The organism is Streptomyces sp. NPDC046859 (genome assembly GCF_040645135.1).
Taxonomy (GTDB): Bacteria; Actinomycetota; Actinomycetes; order Streptomycetales; family Streptomycetaceae; genus Streptomyces.
The window spans coordinates 1-22524 of sequence record NZ_JBEYXR010000028.1 but is presented as its reverse complement, the minus strand read 5'-3'; the positions used below and the strand labels follow the sequence as shown (position 1 = coordinate 22524).

The following is a 22524-nucleotide window of genomic DNA, read 5'->3' as shown; positions in this document are numbered from 1 at the left end:
CCGTCAGGTGTCGAGCGCAGCCGAGCAGGAGGCGGTGGCCGGGGCGGTCGCCGCTGAGGAGGGGCGCCCGGCCACCGTCGTGAACGGGTCGCGCGGCAGGGCGCCGGGGGTGCCCGTGTGGCCGGGCACGCCGGTGCCGCTCGGCGCCCGCTTCCGGGTGGGCCCGGACGGGGTGGCGGGCACCAACTTCGCGCTGTGGGCGGGCGGGGCGGAGGCCGTGGAGCTGTGCCTGTTCGACGAACGGGGCAAGGAGACGCGCGCCAAGCTGACCGAACTGACGCACGAGATCTGGCACGGCTTCGTGCCGGGGGTGATGCCCGGGCAGCGCTACGGCTACCGGGTGCACGGCCGCTGGGACCCGTGGACCGGCGCCCGCTGGAACCCGGCGAAGCTGCTGCTCGACCCGTACGCGCGCGCGGTGGACGGCGACTTCGGCCTGCCGCCCGAGGTGTACGGCCATGTCCGGGACTGGCCCCAGCAGCATGTCGCGGACACCGTGCGCGACGAGCGGGACTCGGCGCCGTACGTCCCCAAGGGCGTGGTCGTGCACGACGACGCGCCGGACGACGAGTGGCAGGACGACCGCCGCCCGAAGACGCCCTGGGCCGACTCGGTGATCTACGAGCTGCATGTGCGCGGCTTCACCCGGCTGCACCCCGGCATCCCGGACGAACTGCGCGGCACCTACGCCGGCCTGGCGCATCCGGCGGCGATCGAGCACCTGGTGGAGCTCGGGGTGACGGCCGTGGAGCTGCTGCCGGTGCACCAGTTCGCGCACGAGGACCATCTGCTGCGGCGCGGTCTGCGCAACTACTGGGGCTACAACTCCATCGGATACTTCGCCCCGCACGCCGCGTACGCCGCCTCGGGGACGACCGGCCAGCAGGTCGGCGAGTTCAAGCGGATGGTGCGCGCCCTGCACGCGGCCGGGATCGAGGTCATCCTCGACGTCGTCTACAACCACACGGCGGAGGCGGGCGAGCTGGGCCCGACGCTGTCGCTGAAGGGCATCGACAACCGGGGCTACTACCGGCTGCAGGCGGACGCCCGCCGCTACGCCGACTACACGGGCTGCGGGAACACCCTGCACGTCGTCCAGCCGCACGTCCTGCGGCTCATCACCGACTCGCTGCGGTACTGGGTGACGGAGATGGGCGTGGACGGCTTCCGGTTCGACCTGGCCGCCGCGCTGGCCCGCTCGATGCACGACGTCGACATGCTGTCGCCGTTCCTCGCCGTGATCGCGCAGGACCCGGTGCTGCGGCGGGTGAAGCTGATCGCCGAGCCGTGGGACGTCGGCTCGGGCGGCTACCAGGTCGGCGCCTTCCCTCCGCTGTGGACGGAGTGGAACGACCGCTACCGCGACGCCGTGCGGGACTTCTGGCGCGGTGCGCTGCCGGACGTACGGGACCTCGGGTACCGCCTGTCGGGGTCGAGCGACCTGTACGCGTGGGGCGGGCGCAGGCCCTACGCCTCGGTGAACTTCGTGACCGCGCACGACGGTTTCACGCTGCGGGACATGGTGTCCTACGAGCACAAGCACAACGAGGCGAACGGCGAGGGCAACCGGGACGGCTCGAACGACAACCGCTCCTGGAACTGCGGAGCCGAGGGCGAGACGGACGACGCGGACGTCCTGGCGCTGCGGCGGCGCCAGCTGCGGAACCTGCTGACCACACTGCTGCTGTCGACGGGTGTGCCGATGCTGGTGGCGGGCGACGAGATGGGACGCACCCAGCGCGGCAACAACAACGCCTACTGCCAGGACAACGAGATCAGCTGGCTGGACTGGGGACTGCTCCAGGAGCCGGGCTGGAAGGCGCTGTCCGACCTGACGGCGCGGCTGATCGCGCTGCGCCACCGGCATCCCGTGCTGCGCCGCCGCGCGTTCTTCTCCGGCCGGCCGCACTCGGCGGACGGGCTGCGCGACCTGGCCTGGTTCACCGCGAGCGGCGCGGAGATGACGGAGGCGGACTGGTACGCGCCGGCCGCCACGCTGGGCATGTACCTGTCCGGTCGGGACATCCCAGGCCGGGACGAGCGGGGGGCGCCCTTCCTCGACGACAGCTTCCTCGTGGTCCTGCACGCCGGCCACCGGCCGGTGCGGTTCGTCCTGCCGGGGGCGCCCTGGGCGCGGCGGTACGAGGTGGTGGTCGACACCTCGCGGGAGGAGCAGGACCGGCCGCCGGGTGTGGAGCATGCGGCGGGGACGGAGATCACCGTGCCGGAGCGGGCCGTGCTGCTGCTGCGGGTGGCCGGCTGATCGGCCGGGGATGCCCCGCTCGCACGTTCGAGAACGCATCCCCCGATCGGATGATGGTCGGGGCACGAGCTCGCCCCATGTCCTGCGTACGGCCCGTCGAACACGCAGGTCGTAGGACCAGGGGCGGACCGGGGTCCGGCCAAAACTCGGTGGGAAGTGTCAGTGGCGATCCGTAGGCTCGCTGCTGATGGCCACTACACGTGAAACCCCGGGGAGCAGGTCCGACCGATCCGCCGTGCGCACGCTGCTGCGCTTGTGGCCGTACGTGCGGCCGGTGCGTGCGCGGTGGTTCACCGCAGCCGCCGTGGCCGTCGTCGCCTCCTGTCTGGCGCTGGTCATCCCGCTGGTCCTGAAGTGGATGGTGGACGGCCCGGTCACCGAACGCGACCCGGCGGGGGTGTGGCTCGGCGCGCTGTTCCTGCTGCTCCTCGGCATAGGGGAGGCCGTGCTGTTCGGGCTGCGGCGCTGGCTGGTGGCGCGGCCGCTGGCCGGGGTCGAGGCGTCGATGCGCGCGGAGCTGTACCGGCATCTGCAGCGGCTGCCGGTGGCGTTCCACGACCGGTGGGCGTCGGGGCAGCTGCTGTCGCGCGGCACCACCGATCTGATGCTGGTGCGGATGTTCCTGGCGTTCCCGCTGACGTTCCTGCTGGTCAACAGTGTGACGATCCTGGCGGGCGTCGTCATCATGCTGGTCCAGGACGTCACGCTCGGGCTGGTGATCCTGGTGCCGGCGGTGCCCGTGATGGTCATGTGCGTCGTCTTCGAGAAGCGGTACGCGCTGGTGGCGCGGCGCGCGCAGGACCAGGTCGGCGATCTGACGACGCTCGTCGAGGAGAGCGTGCTCGGCATCCGGATCATCAAGGGGTTCGGGCGGCACCGCAGCCAGGCCCGGGCGTTCCGGGAGATGGCGCGGACGCTGCGCGGCACGGAGCTGCACAAGGCACGGCTGCTGGCGACGATCTGGGCCGTCATCATCACGCTCCCCGAGCTGGCCATCGGCGCGGCCCTGGTGCTGGGCACGGTGCGGGTCGCCGACGGCGACCTCTCGGCGGGCACCCTGGTGGCGTTCCTGTCGACGGCGCTGGCGCTGCGCTGGCCCGTGGACTCGATCGGCTTCCTGCTGGCGATGAGCCAGGAGGCGGCCACGGCGACCGAGCGGTACTTCGAGGTCATGGACGCGGTGCCCGAGGGCCGCGAGGTGGCGCAGGCGCCGCAGGACGGAACCGGCCGGGGGCTGCGCTTCGAGGGCGTGCGCTTCCGCTACCCGGACGCTCCCGAGGGCTCGCCGCCCGTCCTGGACGGCGTCGACCTGCACATCCGGCCCGGCGAGTCCATGGCGCTGGTCGGCGCGACCGGCAGCGGCAAGACGACGCTGACGGCGCTGGTGCCCCGGCTGTACGAGCTGACGTCCGGCCGCATCACCCTGGACGGCCGGGACATCACGGCGATGCCGCGCGAGGAGCTGCGCGCCCTGGTGGCCGTCGCCTTCGAGGAGCCCACCCTGTTCTCCGCGAGCGTCGCGGACAACGTTCTCATGGGAGCGGCGGCGGACGCCGGTGACCCCGAGCTGGAGCGGGCCCTGGCGGTCGCGCAGGCGGGCTTCGCGCACGACCTGCCGCAGGGCACCGCGACCCAGGTGGGTGAGCAGGGGCTGAGCCTGTCCGGCGGCCAGCGCCAGCGTCTCGCGCTCGCCCGCGCGGTGGTGGGCCGGCCCCGCTTCCTCGTGCTGGACGACCCGCTGTCCGCCCTGGACGTGCACACCGAGGCGCTGGTCGAGGCCGCCCTGCGGGACGTGCTCGCCGAGACCACCGCCCTGATCGTGGCGCACCGCCCGTCGACGGTCCTGCTGGCGGACCGCGTCGCCCTCCTCTCCGGGGGCCGCGTCGCCGCGGTCGGGACCCATCACGAACTGCTGCGGGACAACGCCGAGTACGCGCATCTCATGGCCGGAACCGAGGAGGCCGCCCGATGACGGCGACGACCGCCACCCCGCCGGGCACGGGCCGCCCGGACGAGCGCACCGGAAGTCCGGACGACCCGTTCGACCACGACGCCCTGCCCTCGCCGCCGGGTGCCACGGCCGCGCTGCTGCGGTCCCTGCTGGCCCCGATGAAGGCCCGGGTCGTCGTGACCACGCTGTTGCTGCTGCTCCAGCAGGCGGCCGTGCAGGCGGGGCCGTTGCTGGTGGCGTACGCCATCGACTCGGCGGTGCCGGCGTTCCGGCGCGACGACCTGGGGCCGCTGATCGCGGTCGCGGCCGGCTATCTGCTGTGCGCGGTGGCCTCCGGCGGCCTGCAGTACGCGTTCTTCCGCGCGTCCGCCCGGGTGAACCAGGACGTGCTGCTCGATCTGCGGGGCCGTATCTTCCGCCACGCGCAGGCGCTGAGCGTCGACTTCCACGAGCGCTACACCTCGGGCCGGCTGATCTCCCGCTCCACCACGGACGTCGAGTCGCTGCGCGAGCTGCTCGACGAGGGCCTGCAGGAACTCGTCACCGTCGTCCTGTCGTTCGTCTACATCTCGGCGATGCTGCTGTGGCTGGACCTCGGGCTGGGCGCGGTGGCCGTGGCCTCCCTCGTGCCGCTGTACCTGCTCGTGCGCTCCTACCGGCGGCGGGCCGCGCGCGTGTACACCCAGCGGTCCACCGCGATCGCGGCCGTCATCGTGAAGTTCGTGGAGACGATGAACGGCATCCGCCCGGTGCGCGCGTTCCGCCGCGAGCGCGCCAACGACGCCGACTTCCGGGTCCTCAACCACCGGCATGAGCGCACCAACGGCGACGCCCTGCTGGAGATGGCCCGGTACGTCGTCGGGTCCCGGCTGGTCGCCAACACCGCGGTCGCGGGGATGGTGCTGTGGGGCGCCCACCGGGTCGCGGGCGGCACGCTGGCCCTCGGAGTGCTGGCGGCGGCCGTGCTGTACCTGCGGCGGCTGTACGACCCGATCGACCGGCTCGGCATGTTCCTCAACTCGTACCAGTCGGCGGCGGCGTCCCTGGAGAAGATCGCCGGTCTGCTGGCGCAGACGCCGTCCGTGCCGGATCCGGCCAGCCCGAAGGAACTCCCGGCGCGGGTGGGCGGGCACCCCGGCCGCGAGGTCGTCTTCGACGGCGTCCGGTTCGCCTACCGCACCGGCGGCGAGGTGCTGCCCCGCTTCGACCTCACCCTGCACGCCGGGCGGACCGTGGCGGTCGTGGGCTCCACGGGGGCGGGCAAGTCGACGCTGGCCAAGCTGCTCGCCCGGTTCTACGACCCGTCCGAGGGGCGGGTCCTGCTGGACGGCGTGGACCTGCGCGACCTCGCGGCGCCCGAGCTGCGGCGCGGGGTGGTCATGGTGACGCAGGAGGCGTTCCTGTTCTCCGGCACGGTCGCCGAGAACATCGCGATCGGGCGGCCGGACGCGACCCGTGAGGAGATCGAGCGGGCGGCGAAGGCCATCGGGGCGCACGACTTCATCACCGCCCTGCCCGACGGCTACGACACCGACGTGCGCAAGCGGGGCGGCCGTATCTCGGCGGGACAGCGGCAACTCGTGGCGTTCGCGCGGGCGTTGCTCGCCGATCCGGCGGTGCTGATCCTCGACGAGGCGACCAGCTCGCTGGACATCCCCGGTGAGCAGGCCGTGCAGCGCGCGATGGCGACGGTCCTGCGGGGCCGCACGGCCGTCGTCATCGCCCACCGGCTGTCCACGGTGGAGATCGCCGACCGGGTGCTGGTCATGGAGCAGGGCAGGATCGTCGAGGACGGCGCGCCGGCCGGTCTCGTCGCGGGCACGGGCCGCTTCGCGGACCTGCACCGGGCGTGGCGGGACAGCCTGGCGTGAGGCGCCGGGCGGCGTGCGGACGGCGGACGGGATGCGGGGGACGATGATCGACGCGTACGGGGACCCGGGCGAGCCCGACCGGCGGGGCGGCCGGCGGTATCTGGGGTGGCTGGTGCGGCGGCAGGCGGCGCGGTCCGCCGCCGGGGCGCTGATCTCCAGCGTGTGGATGGTGCTGCTGGCCGCCACCCCCTACCTGCTGTCGCGTGCCGTGGACGACGGGCTCGCGGACGGTGACCGGCGCGCGCTGTGGGGCTGGACGGCCGCCCTGTTCGTGGTGGGCGCGTTCAACGCCTGGCTGAGCATCATGCGGCACCGCACGATGACCCGGGTGCGGATGGACGCCAACTTCCGCACGGTCAAGGTGCTGGTCGACCACGCGGTGCGCCTGGGTGCGGCGCTGCCGCGCCGGATCGGCGCCGGGGAGGTCGTCACCATCGGGGTGGGCGACGTCCAGACCATCAGCACGTCCCTGACCGTCGTCGGGCCGGGAGTGGGCGCGGTCGTCGCCTATCTGGTGGTCGCCGGGCTGCTGGTGTCCGTGTCGGTGCCGATCGCGTTCGTGGTGCTGCTGGGGATGCCTCTGATCGGGGTCCTGGTCGGGCCGCTGCTGGGACGGCTGCAGGGCACGGAGACGGAGTACCGGGAGCTCCAGGGGGTGCTGACCGCGCGGATCACCGACCTGGCGGGCGGACTGCGCGTCCTCAACGGCCTCGGCGGCAAGGGCCTGGTCGCGGACGCCTTCCGGCGCGACTCGCAGCGGCTGCGGGCGCAGGGATACCGGGTGGGCGCGGTGACCAGCTGGGTGCAGGCGCTCGGGGTGGGGCTGCCGACGCTGTTCCTGGCGGTGGTGACCTGGCTGGCGGCCCGGCTCGCCGCGCAGGGCGCGATCACGGTCGGCGAGCTGGTGTCGGTGTACGGCTATGTCGCGGTGCTGGTGGCGCCGGTGGCGTTCTTCATCGAGTGCGGCTACCAGGTCAGCCGGGGGGTGGTGGCGGCCCGGCGGGTCGTGCGGTTCCTGCGGCTGGAGCCGATGGAGGACACCGGCACCCGGGACGCGCCCGCCGAACCGGCGCCGCTGCACGACCCCGAGTCCGGGGTGCGCGTCCTTCCGGGCCGGCTGACGGCGCTGGCCGGGGCGCGGCCCGCCGACGCGGCGGCCGTCGTCGACCGCCTCGGCCGGTACACGCCGTCGGCGGCGACCTGGGGCGGCGTACCGCTGGCCGAGATCCCGGCGGCGCGGGTGCGGGAGCGCATCCTGGTGGCCGATCACGAGGCGGACCTGTTCGCGGGCCCGCTGCGCGAGCTCGTGTCCGGGCACACCGACCGGGACGAGGCGGCGATCGGCCGGGCTCTGCGCACCGCCGTCGCCGAGGACATCGTCCGCGGTCTGCCGGACGGCCTGGACTCCCCGGTCGACGCGCAGGGCCGCAATCTGTCCGGCGGGCAGCGCCAGCGGGTCCGTCTGGTGCGTGCGCTGCTGGCCGATCCGGAGGTGCTGCTGGCCGTCGAGCCCACGTCGGCGCTGGACGCGCACACGGAGGCGCGGGTCGCGGAGCGGCTGCGCGCCGACCGCGCCGGCCGCACCACCGTGGTCACCACGACGTCCCCGCTCGTCCTGGACCGCGCGGACGTCGTGCACTACCTGGTCGACGGCAAGGTGGCGGCCACCGGGACCCACCGCGCCCTGCTGGACGGCGAGCCCGGATACCGGTCCCTGGTGGCCAGGGACGAGGACGCCGAGGAGGTCGTGCGGTGACGGACGGACAACACGCTCAGCAGGCTCCGCGGGGGGCCCTTCCGGTGGCGGGGCCCGCGGACGTCCGCCGGGCCACCGCCCGCCTGATCCGCTCCGACGCCCGGGCCTTCACCGCCGTGCTCGCCCTGAACGCGGCCGCGGCGCTCGCCGGTCTGGCCGCGCCCTGGTTGCTCGGCCGCATCGTCGACGGGGTCCGGGCGGGCTCCGGGGTGCCGGTGGTGGACCGGCTGGCCCTGGCCATCCTCGTGGCGGCGCTGACACAGCTGCTCCTGGCCCGTTGGGCCCGCTACGTGGGCCACCGCTTCGGCGAACGCACCCTCGCCCGGGTCCGCGAGGAGTACGTCCGCCGTACGCTCGCGCTGCCCGCGTCGGTCGTGGAGCGGGCCGGCACCGGTGATCTGACGGCGCGCGGCACCGCGGACGTGACCGCCGTCGGCACCACCCTGCGGGACGCCGGGCCCGAACTGCTCATCAACGGCGTGCAGGTGCTGTTCCTGCTGGTCGCGATGGTCGTGCTGGACCCCCTGCTCGGCGCCTGCGGGCTGCTCGGCCTGGCCGTGCTGTGGCCGGCGCTGCGCTGGTACCTGCGCCGGGCCCGCGCCGGCTACCTCGCGGAGGGCGCGGCCAACTCCGACGTCGCCGAGATCCTCGCGGCCACCGCGTCCGGCGCCCGCACCGTGGAGGCGCTGCGGCTGGAGCGCCGGCGGGTGGCGGCGAGCCGTGACGCGCTGGACGTCTCGCGCCGCGCCCGGCTGCACACCCTCTTCCTGCGCTCGGTGTTCTTCCCGTCGGTCGAGATCGCCTATCTGGTGCCGGTGGTGACGGTCCTGCTCACCGGCGGGGCGCTGCACGCGCACGGCGCGGTCAGCCTGGGCACGGTGGTCGCGGCGGCGCTGTACCTCCAGCAGATGACCGGCCCGCTGGACGAGATCCTGATGCGGGTGGAGCAACTGCAGAGCAGCGGCGCCTCGTTCGCCCGGGTGGAGGGGCTGGCCCGCGCCCCGCAGGCGGCGGACGCGGCCGGTCCGTCCCCCGAGGGCGACCGGATCGACGTGACGGGCGTGCGCTACGCCTACGACCGGGGCGGCGAGGTCCTCGGCGGTGTCGATCTGGCGGTGCGGCCCGGCGAACGCCTGGCCGTCGTCGGCCCGTCGGGCGCCGGGAAGTCGACGCTGAGCCGGCTGCTGGCGGGCGTGGACGCGCCGACCGCCGGCTCGGTGACGGTCGGCGGGGTGCCCGTGGCCGAGCTGGGCCCGGAGGAGCTGCGCCGTCAGGTCGTCCTGGTGACGCAGGAGCACCACGTCTTCCTCGGCACGGTCCGCGACAACCTCCGGATCGCCGAGCCGTCCGCGCCGGACGACGCGCTGTGGGCCGCCCTCACCGCGGTCGGCGCCGACGGCTGGGTGCGGGAGCTGCCCGCCGGCCTGGACACCCGGCTCGGCGACGGGGGCAGCCCCACGGACGGCTCGCAGGCGCAGCAGCTCGCCCTGGCGCGGGTGGTGCTGGCCGACCCGCACACCCTCATCCTCGACGAGGCCACGGCCCTGCTCGACCCGACGACCGCCCGGCACACCGAGCGGGCGCTGGCCGCCGTGCTGCGGGGCCGTACGGTCATCGCCGTCGCCCACCGGCTGCACACCGCGCACGACGCCGACCGGGTGGCCGTGATGGAGGGTGGTCTGCTCACCGAGCTGGGCACGCACGAGGAGCTGGTCGCGGCCGGCGGCGCGTACGCGGCGCTGTGGCGGTCCTGGCACGGGGAGCGGCCCGCCTGAAGCCGGGAACCCGGATCCGGGGGCGCATGATCGGAAGATTTATGCTCGACGGGGTACTAGAGGCCTGACAGACCGCGGAACGCCCAGCAGAAAGCACGGTCCATTGAACTTCTGGTCGATCTACCAGCACGGCTTCGCGCGCGTGGCCGCGTGCACGGGCCACACCGTCCTCGCCGACCCGCAGGCCAACGCGGAGTCCGCCCTGCGGCAGGCGCGGCGGTGCGCCGAGGAGGGGGTGGCGGTCGCCGTCTTCCCCGAGCTGGGGCTGACCGGCTACTCCATCGAGGACCTGCTGCTCCAGGACGTGGTGCTCGACGACGTGGAGCGGGCGCTGGACACGGTGGTCGCGGGCTCGGCGGACCTGCTGACGGTGCTGGTGGTGGGCGCCCCGCTGCGCCACCGGAACCGGGTCTACAACTGCGCGGTCGTCGTGCACCGGGGCCGGATCCTCGGCGTGGCGCCGAAGTCGTACCCGCCGAACTACCGCGAGTTCTACGAGAAGCGGCAGATCGCGGCCGGGGACGACGAGCGCGGCGGCACCATCCGGATCGGCGGCGAGGAGGTCCCGTTCGGGGTCGACCTGCTCTTCGAGGCGCGGGACGTGCCGGGGCTGGTGCTGCACGCGGAGATCTGCGAGGACATGTGGGTGCCGGTGCCGCCGAGCGCGGAGGCGGCGCTGGCCGGTGCGACGGTGCTCGCGAACCTGTCGGGCAGCCCGATCACGGTGGGCCGGGCCGAGGACCGCCGGCTGATGTGCCGTTCGGCGTCCTCGCGCTGTCTGGCGGCGTACGTCTACTCGGCGGCCGGTCTGGGCGAGTCGACCACGGACCTGTCCTGGGACGGGCAGACGATGATCTACGAGAACGGCGTGCTCCTCGCGGAGACGGACCGTTTCTCCGCCGACGACCAGTTCGCGGTGGCCGACGTCGACCTGGACCTGCTGCGCCAGGAGCGCCTGCGGATGGGCACGTTCGACGACAACCGGCGCACCCACGCCGGGCGCACCGGTGACTTCCGGCGGATCGCGTTCGTGCTGGACCCGCCGGCCGGCGACCTGGGCCTGCGGCGCCGGCTGGAGCGCTTCCCGTTCGTCCCCGCGGACGCCGACCGCCTCGCGCTGGACTGCTACGAGGCGTACAACATCCAGGTCGCGGGGCTCCAGCAGCGGCTGGCCGCGATCGGGAACCCGAAGGTCGTCATCGGCGTGTCCGGTGGTCTGGACTCCACGCACGCGCTCATCGTCGCGGCCCGCGCGATGGACCGGGCGGGCCGGCCGCGCAGCGACATCCTGGCGTTCACGCTGCCGGGCTTCGCCACCAGCGACCACACCAAGGACAACGCCCACAAGCTGATGAACTCGCTGGGCGTCACGGCTGCGGAGCTCGACATCACGGCCACCGCGCGGCTGATGCTGCAGGAGATGGGGCACCCGTTCGCGTCCGGCGAGCCGGTGTACGACGTCACCTTCGAGAACGTGCAGGCCGGTCTGCGCACCGACTACCTGTTCCGGCTGGCGAACCAGCGCGGCGGGATCGTGCTGGGCACGGGTGACCTGTCGGAGCTGGCGCTCGGCTGGTCGACGTACGGCGTCGGCGACCAGATGAGCCACTACAACGTCAACGGCGGGGTGCCGAAGACGCTGATCCAGCACCTGATCCGCTGGGTCGTCGCCTCCGGCCAGTTCGAGGAGGAGACCGGCCGCACGCTGACCGCGATCCTGGACACCGAGATCAGCCCGGAGCTGGTGCCGGGCGAGGAGATGCAGTCGACGGAGTCGAAGATCGGGCCGTACGCGCTGCACGACTTCACGCTCTTCCACGTGCTGCGGTACGGCTTCCGGCCGTCGAAGATCGCCTTCCTGGCCTGGCACGCCTGGCACGACGCGGAGGCCGGTGCCTGGCCGCCCGGCTTCCCCGAGGCCAAGCGGGGGGCGTACGACCTGGCGGAGATCCGGCGCTGGCTGGAGGTCTTCTGCCGTCGCTTCTTCGCATTCGCACAGTTCAAGCGGTCCGCGATGCCGAACGGCCCGAAGGTGTCGGCCGGCGGTTCGCTCTCCCCGCGCGGCGACTGGCGGGCACCCTCCGACGGCAACGCGCGGGCGTGGCTGCGCGATCTGGAGCAGATCGACGTCTGAGGCGGCCAGTCCGTTTATCGAACGTGAACTCCCGGACAACGAACGATTTCCGGCCAACTTCCTGACGCGCCCCTGACAGAAACCGCAATCACCTGCCACTCTTCCCACGGCCGCGATACAGCAACCCCACAGCCCCGCCGCACGGCGGTGGCCGCGGCCGAGCTCCGCACGCGCACGTCGTTCTGCGTACCACCACGATCTGCCCGGACGGCCCACCCGCCGGCCGGTCTCCCCTGGCCGCGTGATCCGCGGCCGCGCAGAAGGAGTCAGTGTTGAGAGACAGGTCCTCCCACAGACGCACTCCCCACACCCCCCGCCGCCGGGCCGCCGCCGTGGCCCTCGTCGGCGTCGCCGCGCTCGTCGCGGCAGCCGTCCAGACGGGCGCCGCGACCGCGGCCCCGCCCCGGGCGCCGCAGGCCGCCGGCCAGGTGCTCCCGGGCGCGGAGTCGGTCAAGCTCACCCCCGCCCAGCGCGCCGAACTGATACGCGAGGCCAACGCCACCAAGGCGGAGACCGCGAAGGACCTGGGCCTCGGCGTCAAGGAGAAGCTGGTCGTCCGTGACGTCGTCAAGGACGGCGACGGCACGGTCCACACCCGCTACGAGCGCACCTACGACGGCCTGCCCGTCCTCGGCGGCGACCTGGTCGTGGAGACCACGAGGTCCGGCGCCACCAAGGACGTCGTGAAGGCGACCCGCGCCGCGATCGAGCCGGCCACCACGACCGCCGCCGTCCCCGCCGCGAAGGCCGAGAAGCAGGCGCTGGCCGCGGCGAAGGCCGGCGACGCCAGGACCGCGGACGTCGACAAGGCGCCGCGCAAGGTGATCTGGGCGGCGAGCGGCAAGCCGACCCTCGCGTACGAGACGGTCGTGGGCGGCCTCCAGGAGGACGGCACCCCGAACGAGCTGCACGTCGTCACCGACGCCGCCACCGGCGAGAAGCTCTACGAGTACCAGGGCATCGAGACCGGCACCGGCAACACGATGTACAGCGGCACGGTGACGCTCGGCACCACGCAGTCGGGGTCGACGTACAACCTGACCGACGGCGCGCGCGGAGGCCACAAGACGTACAACCTCAACCGCGGCACCTCGGGCACCGGGACGCTCTTCTCCGGCGCCGACGACGTGTGGGGCAACGGCTCGCCGTCCAACGCGGAGACCGCGGCGGCCGACGCGCACTACGGCGCCGCGCTGACGTGGGACTACTACAAGAACGTGCACGGCCGCAGCGGCATCCGGGGCGACGGCGTCGGCGCCTACTCCCGCGTCCACTACGGCAACAACTACGTGAACGCGTTCTGGTCCGACAGCTGCTTCTGCATGACGTACGGCGACGGCTCCGGCAACACGCACCCGCTGACCTCGATCGACGTGGCCGGCCACGAGATGACGCACGGCGTCACCTCCAACACCGCGGGCCTCGTCTACAGCGGCGAGTCCGGCGGCCTGAACGAGGCGACCTCCGACATCTTCGGCTCGACCGTCGAGTTCTACGCCAACAACTCCTCCGACGTGGGCGACTACCTCATCGGCGAGGAGATCGACATCAACGGCGACGGCTCGCCGCTGCGGTACATGGACAAGCCGAGCAAGGACGGCGCGTCCAAGGACTCCTGGTACTCGGGCATCGGCTCGGTCGACGTGCACTACTCGTCCGGCCCCGCGAACCACTTCTTCTACCTGCTGAGCGAGGGCAGCGGCACCAAGACCATCAACGGTGTCACCTACAACTCGCCCACCTCGGACGGCCTTCCGGTCACCGGCGTCGGCCGCGCCAAGGCGGAGAAGATCTGGTTCCGCGCACTGACCACGAAGTTCACCTCGAACACCAACTACGCGGCCGCCCGCACCGGCACCCTGGCCGCGACCGGTGAGCTGTACGGCACCACCAGCGCCGAGTACAAGGCGGTCCAGGACGCCTGGGCGGGCGTCAACGTCGGTACGCGCTCCGACGGGGGCGGCGGTGGCGGCACCACCTTCGAGAACACGGCGGACGTCGCCATCCCGGACCGGGGCTCGGCGGTCACCTCGCCGATCACGGTGTCGGGGCGGACCGGCAACGCGCCGTCCAACCTCCAGGTCGGTGTGAACATCGTCCACACCTACATCGGTGACCTCAAGGTCGACCTCGTCGCGCCCGACGGCAGCGTGTACGTCCTCAAGGCCTACGGCACCGGCGGCAGCGCGGACAACATCGACACCACGTACACCGTGAACGCCTCCTCCGAGGCCGCCAACGGTGTCTGGAATCTGCGGGTCCAGGACAACGCGTCGCTCGACACCGGCTACATCAACAGCTGGAAGCTGACCTTCCCGTAGGCCGCACGCACACGGCGCATCCCGGTACGGGGCGCCGTCCCGGTGGGTTCAACTCCCGCCGGGGCGGCGCCCGTTCACATATCAGAAACATTGACCGGACGGTCAAATTCAGGTCAACATCATCGCGGCCTCATGACATGTACGCGACTTAGATGTCACTCTTCCACCACCCGCCGCACAGAACTCCCGTCCTTCCCCCACCAAGGAGCCCGTGTGACCCCCCTCTACGCGCGTCGCAAGCGCACCACCCTGGCCATATCCACCGCGGTCGCGGCCGGGGCACTCCTCACCACCGCCCTGACCACCGGGACGTCGTCCGCGGCCCCCGCCGCCGGCGCCGAGGCCACCCCGCTCGCCGTCCCGGTCGCCCTGGCGCCCGCGGCACGCACCGCCCTGATCCAGGACCAGCAGGCCGACGCCGCCGGGACCGCCGAGGAACTCGGCCTCGGCGCCCAGGAGAAGCTGGTCGTCAGAGACGTCGTCAAGGACGCCGACGGCTCCGTCCACACCCGCTACGAGCGCACCTACGCCGGACTCCCCGTCCTCGGCGGCGACCTGGTCGTCCACGAGTCGGCGTCCGGCGCGCGCAAGGGCGTGACCAAGGCGACGAAGGCCGCCATCACGGTGTCCTCGCTGAAGCCGGCGATCAGCGCCGCGAAGGCCGAGGGCCAGGCCCTGAAGCGGGCCGAGGCGGCCGGCGCCGAGCGGACCGAGGCCGACCGCGCCCCCCGCAAGGTGATCTGGGCGGCGAGCGGCAAGCCGACCCTCGCGTACGAGACGGTCGTCGGCGGCCTCCAGGAGGACGGCACCCCGAACGAGCTGCACGTCGTCACCGACGCCGCCACCGGCGAGAAGCTCTACGAGTTCCAGGGCGTCGAGACCGGCAGCGGCAAGAGCCTGTACTCGGGCACCGTCACCCTCGGCACCACCGCGTCGGGGTCGACGTACCAGCTGTACGACACCTCGCGCGGCGGCCACAAGACGTACAACAAGGCGCGCAGCACCAGCTCGGCCACAGGCACCCTGTTCACCGACGCGGACGACGTCTGGGGCACCGGCAGCGCCTCCAGCTCGACCAGCGACCAGACGGCCGCAGTGGACGCCGCCTACGGCGCCCAGGTCACCTGGGACTTCTACAAGAACACCTTCGGCCGCAACGGCATCAAGAACGACGGCAGGGCCGCCTACTCCCGCGTGCACTACGGGAACGCCTACGTCAACGCGTTCTGGTCCGACAGCTGCTTCTGCATGACGTACGGCGACGGCACGGGCAACACCCACCCGCTGACCTCGCTGGACGTGGCCGGCCACGAGATGACGCACGGCGTCACCTCCAACACCGCGGGCCTGAACTACTCGGGCGAGTCCGGCGGCCTCAACGAGGCCACCTCGGACATCCTCGGCACGGCGGTGGAGTTCTACGCGGCGAACTCCTCCGACGCCGGCGATTACCTCATCGGCGAGAAGATCGACATCAACGGCGACGGCACGCCGCTGCGCTACATGGACAAGCCCAGCAAGGACGGCGCGTCCGCCGACAACTGGTCGTCGAGCCTGAAGAACCTCGACGTGCACTACTCCTCGGGCCCCGCGAACCACTTCTTCTTCCTCCTCGCGGAGGGCAGCGGCGCCCGGACGATCAACGGGGTGAGCTACAACTCCCCCACCTCCAACGGCTCGACGGTCACCGGCATCGGCCGCGCCAAGGCCGTGCAGATCTGGTACAAGGCGCTGACGTCGTACATGACGTCGACGACGAACTACGCGGGCGCCCGCACGGCGACGCTGAACGCGGCGTCCGCCCTGTACGGCTCCACCAGCACCGAGTACAAGGCGGTGACCGCCGCCTGGGCAGCGGTCAACGTGAGTTGACCCGGTCCTCCTGACCGGCGGGCGGCACCCGGGACGAACGCGTCCCGGGTGCCGCCCTACTCTTGGGAGCTATGTCTTTGGGGCCTTTCACGTACGACGACGTCGGAGCGACCCGGGAGACCGGTTTCTGCCCGTCCGGCTTCCACCCCCTCCATGTGCGCACCCGCGTGGGCGAGGGCGAGGACGTCTTCCGCAGAGCCGCCGACGCGGTGATGACCTGGGAGATGCACCGCGCGATGGGCGTCGGCGTCGACGCCTCGGCCGACCGCGCGGCCACCGACGTCGACGTCACGGTCACCCTCGCCGGCGTGATCAAGGCGCCCTGCCGGGTCGTGTGGACGGTGGAGGAGTACCGCAGGACCGGCTGGGCCTACGGCACCCTGACCGGCCACCCCGAGTGCGGCGAGGAGGCCTTCCTGGTGGAGCGCACCGGCGACGGCACGGTCTGGCTGACCGTGAACGCCTTCAGCCGCCCGGCCAAGTGGTACTCCCGCGCGGGCGGCCCCGCCACCCGCGGCCTCCAGCACGCGTACGCACGACGGTGCGGGGCGGTGCTGCGAAGGCTGTGCGGAGACGGCACATGACGCTCGCCGGGCCACGGCGAGTGTCTGCCCTCACCACCCGAACGCGGCGGCGGTGACGTCCCGTTCCAGGGTCGCCCGGTGGAACTCGTACGTGCGGATGTCGGACACCCGGATCAGCAGGCAGAACCGCTCCACCGACGGCAGCCGCTCCGCCACCCGCGCGTAGTCCCGGCGCAGGAAGTGGATGGCCGCCAGATTGGCCACGGACGACTGCCCGGCCACCAGGAACACGGGTCGGCCGGACTCGGCGGGGGTGAACTTGGCCACCAGGGCGTACTCCTGGTTGCCGTGGTCGAAGAGGAACTTCTCCCCTCCGACCTCGATGGCCACCGACTCCGGCCGGGCGCGGTCGTAGGGGTGGATGGTGACCCCGGGCAGATGGGCGGCGAGATGCCCGCCGGTGCGGGGATTGGAGCCGCCGGCAGGGCCGCCGACGCAGAACTCCGTACGATCGCCGTTGCCACCGCGGAAGGCTCCGGACTCGACGGAGGCCCTGCACCCCAGCTCGCCGATCAGCAGCGTCAGTTCGACGACGGCCCGCACGTCCCGGTAGGCGGCGGTGCCCGACGCGTTGTGCTTGTCGCCCAGCACGATCAGGCACGTCTCACCCGGCCGGACACCGAAGAAGGCCGCTCTCCTGTTCACCGCCCGGGCGCGCTTGAGCCGCTCCCACAGCCAGACGAAACCTCCACCGAGCAGGCTGGTCACCAACCCGATCACGATGTTCCCCAGGACCGACTGAATGAGATCCCCCTCTCCACGGTGAAGCGCCCCCCATTCTCACAGGGTTCGCCCCCTCCGTGGTGGGGGGGATCACGTCCGGGCCGGTCCGGGCCGGGTCAGCGCAGCAGCACCCCGCCCCCCTCCCCCGTCTCCTGCGAGGGCACCGCCAGCAGGCCGAGTTCGGCGCTCGAGGCGAGGAGGCGGTGGGAGGGAAGGATGCGGACCGTGTAGCCGTAGGGGCCCGTGCGGTCCAGGGAGAGCGGGCCCTCGTAGACCCAGCGGCCCTCCGCGTCGGGGCTGCCCACCGGTTTCAGCGGCACCGTCGAGGCGTCCGCGATCCGGTCCTCCCCGTCGACCCGGCCCGAGACGGCCTGCACCTCCACGTCCTCCGGGCCCAGCTCGCCGAGGCCGACCCGCACACGCAGGCTCAGCGTCGAGCCGAGCTCCGCGGTCGGCTCCGCGGCCGACGTCTCGACGTGGTCGACGGTGACAGCGTGCCACGCCGCGCGCACCCGGGCCTTCCAGCCCGCCAGCTCACGTGCCGCGTCCGGGGTCATCGCGCGGTGGGCGTGCGCGGCCGGGGTGTAGAGGCGGTCGACGTACTCGCGGACCATCCGTCCGGCCAGCACCTTCGGGCCGAGCAGGGTCAGCGTCCGGCGGACCATCTCGATCCAGCGGTCCGGCAGGCCGTCCCGTCCGCGCTCGTAGAAGCGGGGCGTGACCCTCTCCTCCAGCAGGTCGTACAGCGCCGCGGCCTCTATGTCGTCCCGGCGGTCGGGGTCCGTGCCGGTGCCGTCGGCCGTGGGGATCGGCCAGCCGAAGTCGGGCTGGTACCACTCGTCCCACCAGCCGTCCAGGACGGACAGGTTGAGGCAGCCGTTGAGCGCCGCCTTCATGCCGGAGGTGCCGCACGCCTCCAGGGGCCGCAGCGGGTTGTTCAGCCAGATGTCGCAGCCGGGGTAGAGCTTCTTGGCCATCGCCATGCCGTAGTCCGGCAGGAAGACGATGCGGTGGCGCACCCGCGGGTCGTCCGCGAACCGCACCAGTTCCTGGACGAGCCGTTTGCCGCCGTCGTCCGCCGGGTGCGCCTTGCCGGCGACCACGATCTGCACGGGCCGCTCCGGGTGGAGCAGCAGGCTCATCAGCCGGTCGGGGTCCCGCAGCATCAGCGTCAGCCGCTTGTACGAGGGGACCCGGCGGGCGAAGCCGATGGTGAGGACGTCGGGGTCGAGGACCGAGTCGATCCAGCCGAGTTCGGCGGTCCCGGCGCCCCGCTGCCGCCACGAGGCGCGCAGCCGCTCGCGCACCTCCTGCACCAGTTGTTCGCGCAGCACCCGGCGCAGGTCCCAGACGTCCTGGTCGGGGATGTCGGCGACGGCGTCCCAGCGGTCGGAGCCGCCCACGGTGAGCGCGTCCTCCATGCGCCGGGCGCCGATCCGGTCGGCGCCGAGGCGGAACACCTCGGGGGCGACCCAGGTCGGGGCGTGCACCCCGTTGGTGACGGAGGTGATCGGGACCTCGTCGGGGTCGAAGCCCGGCCACAGCCCGGAGAACATCTCGCGGCTGACGTTGCCGTGCAGCAGGGACACGCCGTTGGCCCGCTGGCCCAGGCGCAGGCCCATCACGGCCATGTTGAACAGGTTGGCCTCGCCGCCGGGGTAGGTCTCCATGCCGAGCTGGAGGATGCGGGCGACGTCGAGGCCGGGCAGTTCGGCGTCGGGCCCGAAGTGGCGGGCGACCAGTTCGCGGTCGAACCGGTCGATGCCGGCCGGGACGGGGGTGTGCGTGGTGAACACCGTGCCCGCCCGGACGGCCTCCAGCGCCGCGTCGAAGTCGAGGTCCCGTGCGCACAGTTCGGCGATGCGCTCCAGGCCGAGGAAGCCGGCGTGGCCCTCGTTGGTGTGGAAGACCTCCGGCGCGGGGTGGCCGGTGAGCCGGCAGTACGTCCGCACGGCCCGCACCCCTCCTATGCCGAGGAGCATCTCCTGGAGCAGCCGGTGCTCGCTGCCGCCGCCGTAGAGCCGGTCGGTCACGCCGCGTTCGCCGAGGTCGTTCTCCTCGACGTCGGAGTCGAGCAGCAGCAGCGGGACCCGGCCGACCTGGGCCAGCCAGACGCGGGCGTGCAGCGACCGGCCGCCGGGGAGCGCCAGCCGGATCCGGGCGGGTGTGCCGTCGGCCTCCTTCAGCAGGGCGAGCGGCAGCTCGTTGGGGTCGAGCACCGGGTAGTGCTCCTGCTGCCAGCCGTCCCGGGACAGGCTCTGGCGGAAGTACCCGTGCCGGTACAGCAGGCCGACGCCGATCAGGGGGACGCCGAGGTCGCTCGCGGCCTTCAGGTGGTCGCCGGCGAGGATGCCGAGACCGCCGGAGTACTGGGGCAGGGCGGCCGTGATGCCGAACTCGGGCGAGAAGTAGGCGATGGCCGCGGGCAGTCCGGCGGGCTGCTGCTGGTACCAGCGCTCGCCGGTGACGTAGTCGTCGAGCTCGCGGGCGGCGGTGGCCAGCCGCTCCAGGAAGGACTCGTCCGCGGCCAGCTCCGCGAGCCGTGCGGGCGGGACGCTGCCCAGCAGGCGTACGGGGTCGTCGCCCGAGGCGGCCCAGCGCCCGGGGTCGACGGAGCGGAAGAGTTCGCGGGTCTGCGCGTGCCAGGACCAGCGCAGGTTGCGCGCCAGATCGCTGAGGGGCCGCAGGGGTTCGGGGAGGACAGGACGGACGGTGAACCGACGGATCGCCTTCACTTTCCACCTCGGGCAGCACGTGGCAGGGGACACACGGCGGTGTGGGTCCCGTGGGCCACCGACGGTATCGGTATGCGGGGCTTCGTCACCACCGTGCGTTTTGCGTAGCCCGGGCGCGTCGTACGGCGGATGCCCGTCCGAAAGTGGACGCAACCTTTACGCGTCCGGCCATGGCGGATATGGCCGGTTCCACCCCCGTAGGCGTCCTTGTGGCGCCTTCTCGCATCGGGAGAGGGTGACGGGTGGCGCGCCGGCCCACGCCGGGTGCACCGGGTGTTCCAGGGCCGCCGTGCGCCGAGTCGAGGAGGGGAAGCCAACACCATGGCACGGACGCGTACACGGCGTCTGCGCTGGGCGTCCGGCCTGACCGCGGTGACCTGTGTCGCCGCGCTCTCGGCCGTCACCGCGCCCGCGCACGCCGCACCGGAGGGGCGGATACGGGGTGCCGGGCTGCCCGGCGCCGTCGGCGGCAGCTACGTGGTGACACTCAGACAGGGGACGCCGGCCCTGTCGGCGGCCGGAAGGAGCCTCGCCGCGCGGTACGGGGTGGAAATCAGCCATACGTACGGCACGGTCCTCAACGGCTGGGCCATCCACGCCGACGCGAGACAGGCCAGGCGGCTCGCGGCCGACCCCCGGGTCGCCTCGGTCGCGCAGGACACCCGGGTGACGCTGGAGGACACGCAGAGGAATCCGCCGTCCTGGGGACTCGACCGCGTCGATCAGGCCAATCTCCCGCTGAACGACAGCTACCGGTGGCCGCGGTCCGCGGGGGCCGGTGTGACGGTGTACGTCATCGACACCGGCGTCCGCGTCTCGCACCGGGACTTCGGCGGCCGGGCGGCGTACGGCTGGGACTTCGTGGACGACGACCGGACCGCCGGCGACGGCAACGGCCACGGCACCCACGTCGCCGGCACGATCGCGGGCGCCCGGTACGGCGTCGCCAAGAAGGCGCAGGTCGTGTCGGTGCGCGTGCTGGACGACACGGGCGGCGGCAGCACCGCCGACGTCATCGCGGGCATCGACTGGGTGACCCGGAACGCGCGGAAGCCGGCCGTGGCGAACGTGAGTCTGGGTGGGCCCCGCAACAGCCAACTGGACGCCGCCGTACGCAACTCCGTGGCCTCCGGCGTCACCTACACGGTCGCGGCGGGCAACGCCGGGCAGCCCGCCGCGCTGTACTCCCCCGCCGGGGTGGCCCAGGCCATCACCGTGGGCGCCACCGACCGCACCGACCGGCGGGCGGGCTTCTCCAACCACGGCCCGGCCCTCGACCTGTTCGCCCCGGGCGTGTCGATCACCTCGGCGTCGCCCGCGAGCGACACCGCGAAGGCCACCTGGTCGGGCACGTCCATGGCGTCGCCGCACGTCGCGGGCGCCGCCGCGCTGTATCTGGCCGGACATCGCGGGGCGACACCCGCGCAGGTGTCCAAGGCGCTGGTGGCGCGGTCCGTGTCCGGCAGGATCTCCGGCCGCGGGGCCGGGTCGCCGGACGAACTCCTGCGGGTTCCGCGGCCGTAGCGGACGTGTCGACGCGGACCACGGGGACCGGTCCCGTTCGTCCGGAACGGGACCGGTCTTGTGCGTAGACATACGCGTGAGTAGTTAACAAAGTGCCGGATTGCACACCCGAATAGGGTGGGAAGGCTCCTCCGGTACGCCCCACCCGTGCGCTCCCGGGCGCACACCCCCACGGGGCGCATCCGACAGCGACACCGTCACACCGCAGGACCCACCTCCCCATTGCCATCCGCCCACCACCGATGACGCGGACAGGAGCGGTCATGCCCGCCAAGCACCACCAGTCGTCCTCACCCCCGACATCCCGCGCCGAGAACCCGACGTCCCGCGCCGAAGCCCCACCGGTCCGTGGCGCCGCCGCCGAGCCGGGACCACCGGCGCCGCGGCCTGTCCCGGCCGGGGCGGCGGACGGGATCGGGCGCATACCTGTCCTCGACGTCCGTCCGGTCGTGCAGCACGGGCGCAGGCCCGCCAAGGCGGTGACCGGCGAGTCCTTCATGGTCACCGCCACCGTGTTCCGGGAGGGCCATGACGCGGTCGCCGCCAACGTCGTGCTGACCGATCCGAAGGGCCGCCCGGGTCCGTGGACGCCGATGCGCGAACTCGCGCCGGGCACCGACCGCTGGGGCGCCACCGTGACACCGGACGCGCCCGGCCACTGGACCTACCGGGTGGAGGCGTGGAGCGATCCGGTCACCACCTGGCGGCACCACGCCCAGATCAAGATCCCGGCCGGCATCGACACCGACCTGGTGCTGGAGGAGGGCGCGCGCCTGCACGAACGCGCCGCCGCCGGGGTGCCCGAGGGCCCGGGACGGACAGTGGTCCTGCGGGCCGCCGAGGCGCTCCGGGACGAGAGCCGCCCGGCCGCCTGGCGGCTGTCGGCCGCGCTGACCCCCGAGGTCGACGACGTCCTGGCCCGGTATCCGTTGCGTGATCTGGTGACGGCGTCGGAGCCGCTGCCGTTGCTGGTGGAGCGCGAACGCGCCCTGTACGGGGCGTGGTACGAGTTCTT

13 protein-coding genes are annotated in these 22524 nt (G+C 73.0%); 11 read left to right on the top strand and 2 right to left on the bottom strand.

Translation table 11 applies throughout. The annotated features are described in order from the left end of the window. Positions 1 to 7: 7 nt before the first annotated feature. The 9 genes from glgX (at position 8) to ABZ899_RS30215 (ending at position 16527) form a co-directional block, all read left to right on the top strand. Positions 8 to 2263: a glycogen debranching protein GlgX gene (gene glgX / locus ABZ899_RS30255; RefSeq protein ID WP_361352117.1), complete on the top strand. Its 2256-nt coding sequence runs from the start codon at positions 8 to 10 to the stop codon at positions 2261 to 2263. A gap of 187 nt (positions 2264 to 2450) precedes the next feature. Next, positions 2451 to 4235 carry an ABC transporter ATP-binding protein gene (locus tag ABZ899_RS30250; protein ID WP_361352114.1) on the top strand — a complete coding sequence of 595 codons (1785 nt, stop codon included), beginning with the start codon at positions 2451 to 2453 and terminating at the stop codon, positions 4233 to 4235. Next, positions 4232 to 6085: an ABC transporter ATP-binding protein gene (locus ABZ899_RS30245; RefSeq protein WP_361352111.1), complete on the top strand. Its 1854-nt coding sequence runs from the start codon at positions 4232 to 4234 to the stop codon at positions 6083 to 6085. Before ABZ899_RS30250 ends, ABZ899_RS30245 begins: the two co-directional genes overlap by 4 nt. A gap of 43 nt (positions 6086 to 6128) precedes the next feature. Continuing rightward, positions 6129 to 7841 (top strand): ABC transporter ATP-binding protein, encoded by a 1713-nt coding sequence (locus ABZ899_RS30240; RefSeq protein ID WP_361352109.1) that lies wholly within the window; start codon positions 6129 to 6131, stop codon positions 7839 to 7841. Continuing rightward, positions 7838 to 9616, top strand: a complete 1779-nt coding sequence (locus tag ABZ899_RS30235; RefSeq protein ID WP_361352107.1) for an ABC transporter ATP-binding protein — start codon at positions 7838 to 7840, stop codon at positions 9614 to 9616. Before ABZ899_RS30240 ends, ABZ899_RS30235 begins: the two co-directional genes overlap by 4 nt. 103 nt (positions 9617 to 9719) lie before the next feature. Continuing rightward, on the top strand, positions 9720 to 11750 hold the full coding sequence (locus ABZ899_RS30230; protein WP_361352104.1) for an NAD(+) synthase: 2031 nt from the start codon (positions 9720 to 9722) through the stop codon (positions 11748 to 11750). A 272-nt stretch (positions 11751 to 12022) separates the two neighbouring features. After that, positions 12023 to 14071, top strand: coding sequence for a M4 family metallopeptidase (locus tag ABZ899_RS30225; protein ID WP_361352101.1), 2049 nt, complete (start codon positions 12023 to 12025; stop codon positions 14069 to 14071). A gap of 213 nt (positions 14072 to 14284) precedes the next feature. Further along, positions 14285 to 15943: a M4 family metallopeptidase gene (locus ABZ899_RS30220; RefSeq protein ID WP_361352098.1), complete on the top strand. Its 1659-nt coding sequence runs from the start codon at positions 14285 to 14287 to the stop codon at positions 15941 to 15943. A 71-nt stretch (positions 15944 to 16014) separates the two neighbouring features. Then, on the top strand, positions 16015 to 16527 hold the full coding sequence (locus ABZ899_RS30215) for a DUF1990 domain-containing protein (protein WP_361352095.1): 513 nt from the start codon (positions 16015 to 16017) through the stop codon (positions 16525 to 16527). Positions 16528 to 16557: 30 nt separating this feature from the next. On the opposite strand, the gene ABZ899_RS30210 is transcribed toward ABZ899_RS30215, so the two are convergent. Next, entirely contained in the window at positions 16558 to 17247 is a 690-nt protein-coding gene (locus tag ABZ899_RS30210; protein ID WP_361352093.1) for a hypothetical protein, read from the bottom strand. A gap of 119 nt (positions 17248 to 17366) precedes the next feature. Continuing rightward, positions 17367 to 19985: a glycosyltransferase family 1 protein gene (locus ABZ899_RS30205; RefSeq protein ID WP_361352090.1), complete on the bottom strand. Its 2619-nt coding sequence runs from the start codon at positions 19983 to 19985 to the stop codon at positions 17367 to 17369. Between the two features lie 321 nt (positions 19986 to 20306). Here ABZ899_RS30205 and ABZ899_RS30200 point away from each other — a divergent pair, with 321 nt between their 5' ends. After that, positions 20307 to 21509: a S8 family peptidase gene (locus ABZ899_RS30200; protein WP_361352087.1), complete on the top strand. Its 1203-nt coding sequence runs from the start codon at positions 20307 to 20309 to the stop codon at positions 21507 to 21509. A 263-nt stretch (positions 21510 to 21772) separates the two neighbouring features. Beyond that, a partial coding sequence (locus tag ABZ899_RS30195) for a maltotransferase domain-containing protein (RefSeq protein WP_361352084.1) occupies positions 21773 to 22524 on the top strand: 752 nt, incomplete at its 3' end.

Excerpts from the sequence above, each read along its gene's own strand:
- ABZ899_RS30250 (WP_361352114.1), top strand. The coding sequence starts at position 2,451 with ATGGCCACTACACGTGAAACCCCGGGGAGCAGGTCCGACCGATCCGCC.
- ABZ899_RS30245 (WP_361352111.1), top strand. The coding sequence starts at position 4,232 with ATGACGGCGACGACCGCCACCCCGCCGGGCACGGGCCGCCCGGACGAG.
- ABZ899_RS30240 (WP_361352109.1), top strand. The coding sequence starts at position 6,129 with ATGATCGACGCGTACGGGGACCCGGGCGAGCCCGACCGGCGGGGCGGC.
- ABZ899_RS30215 (WP_361352095.1), top strand. The coding sequence starts at position 16,015 with ATGTCTTTGGGGCCTTTCACGTACGACGACGTCGGAGCGACCCGGGAG.
- ABZ899_RS30200 (WP_361352087.1), top strand. The coding sequence starts at position 20,307 with ATGGCACGGACGCGTACACGGCGTCTGCGCTGGGCGTCCGGCCTGACC.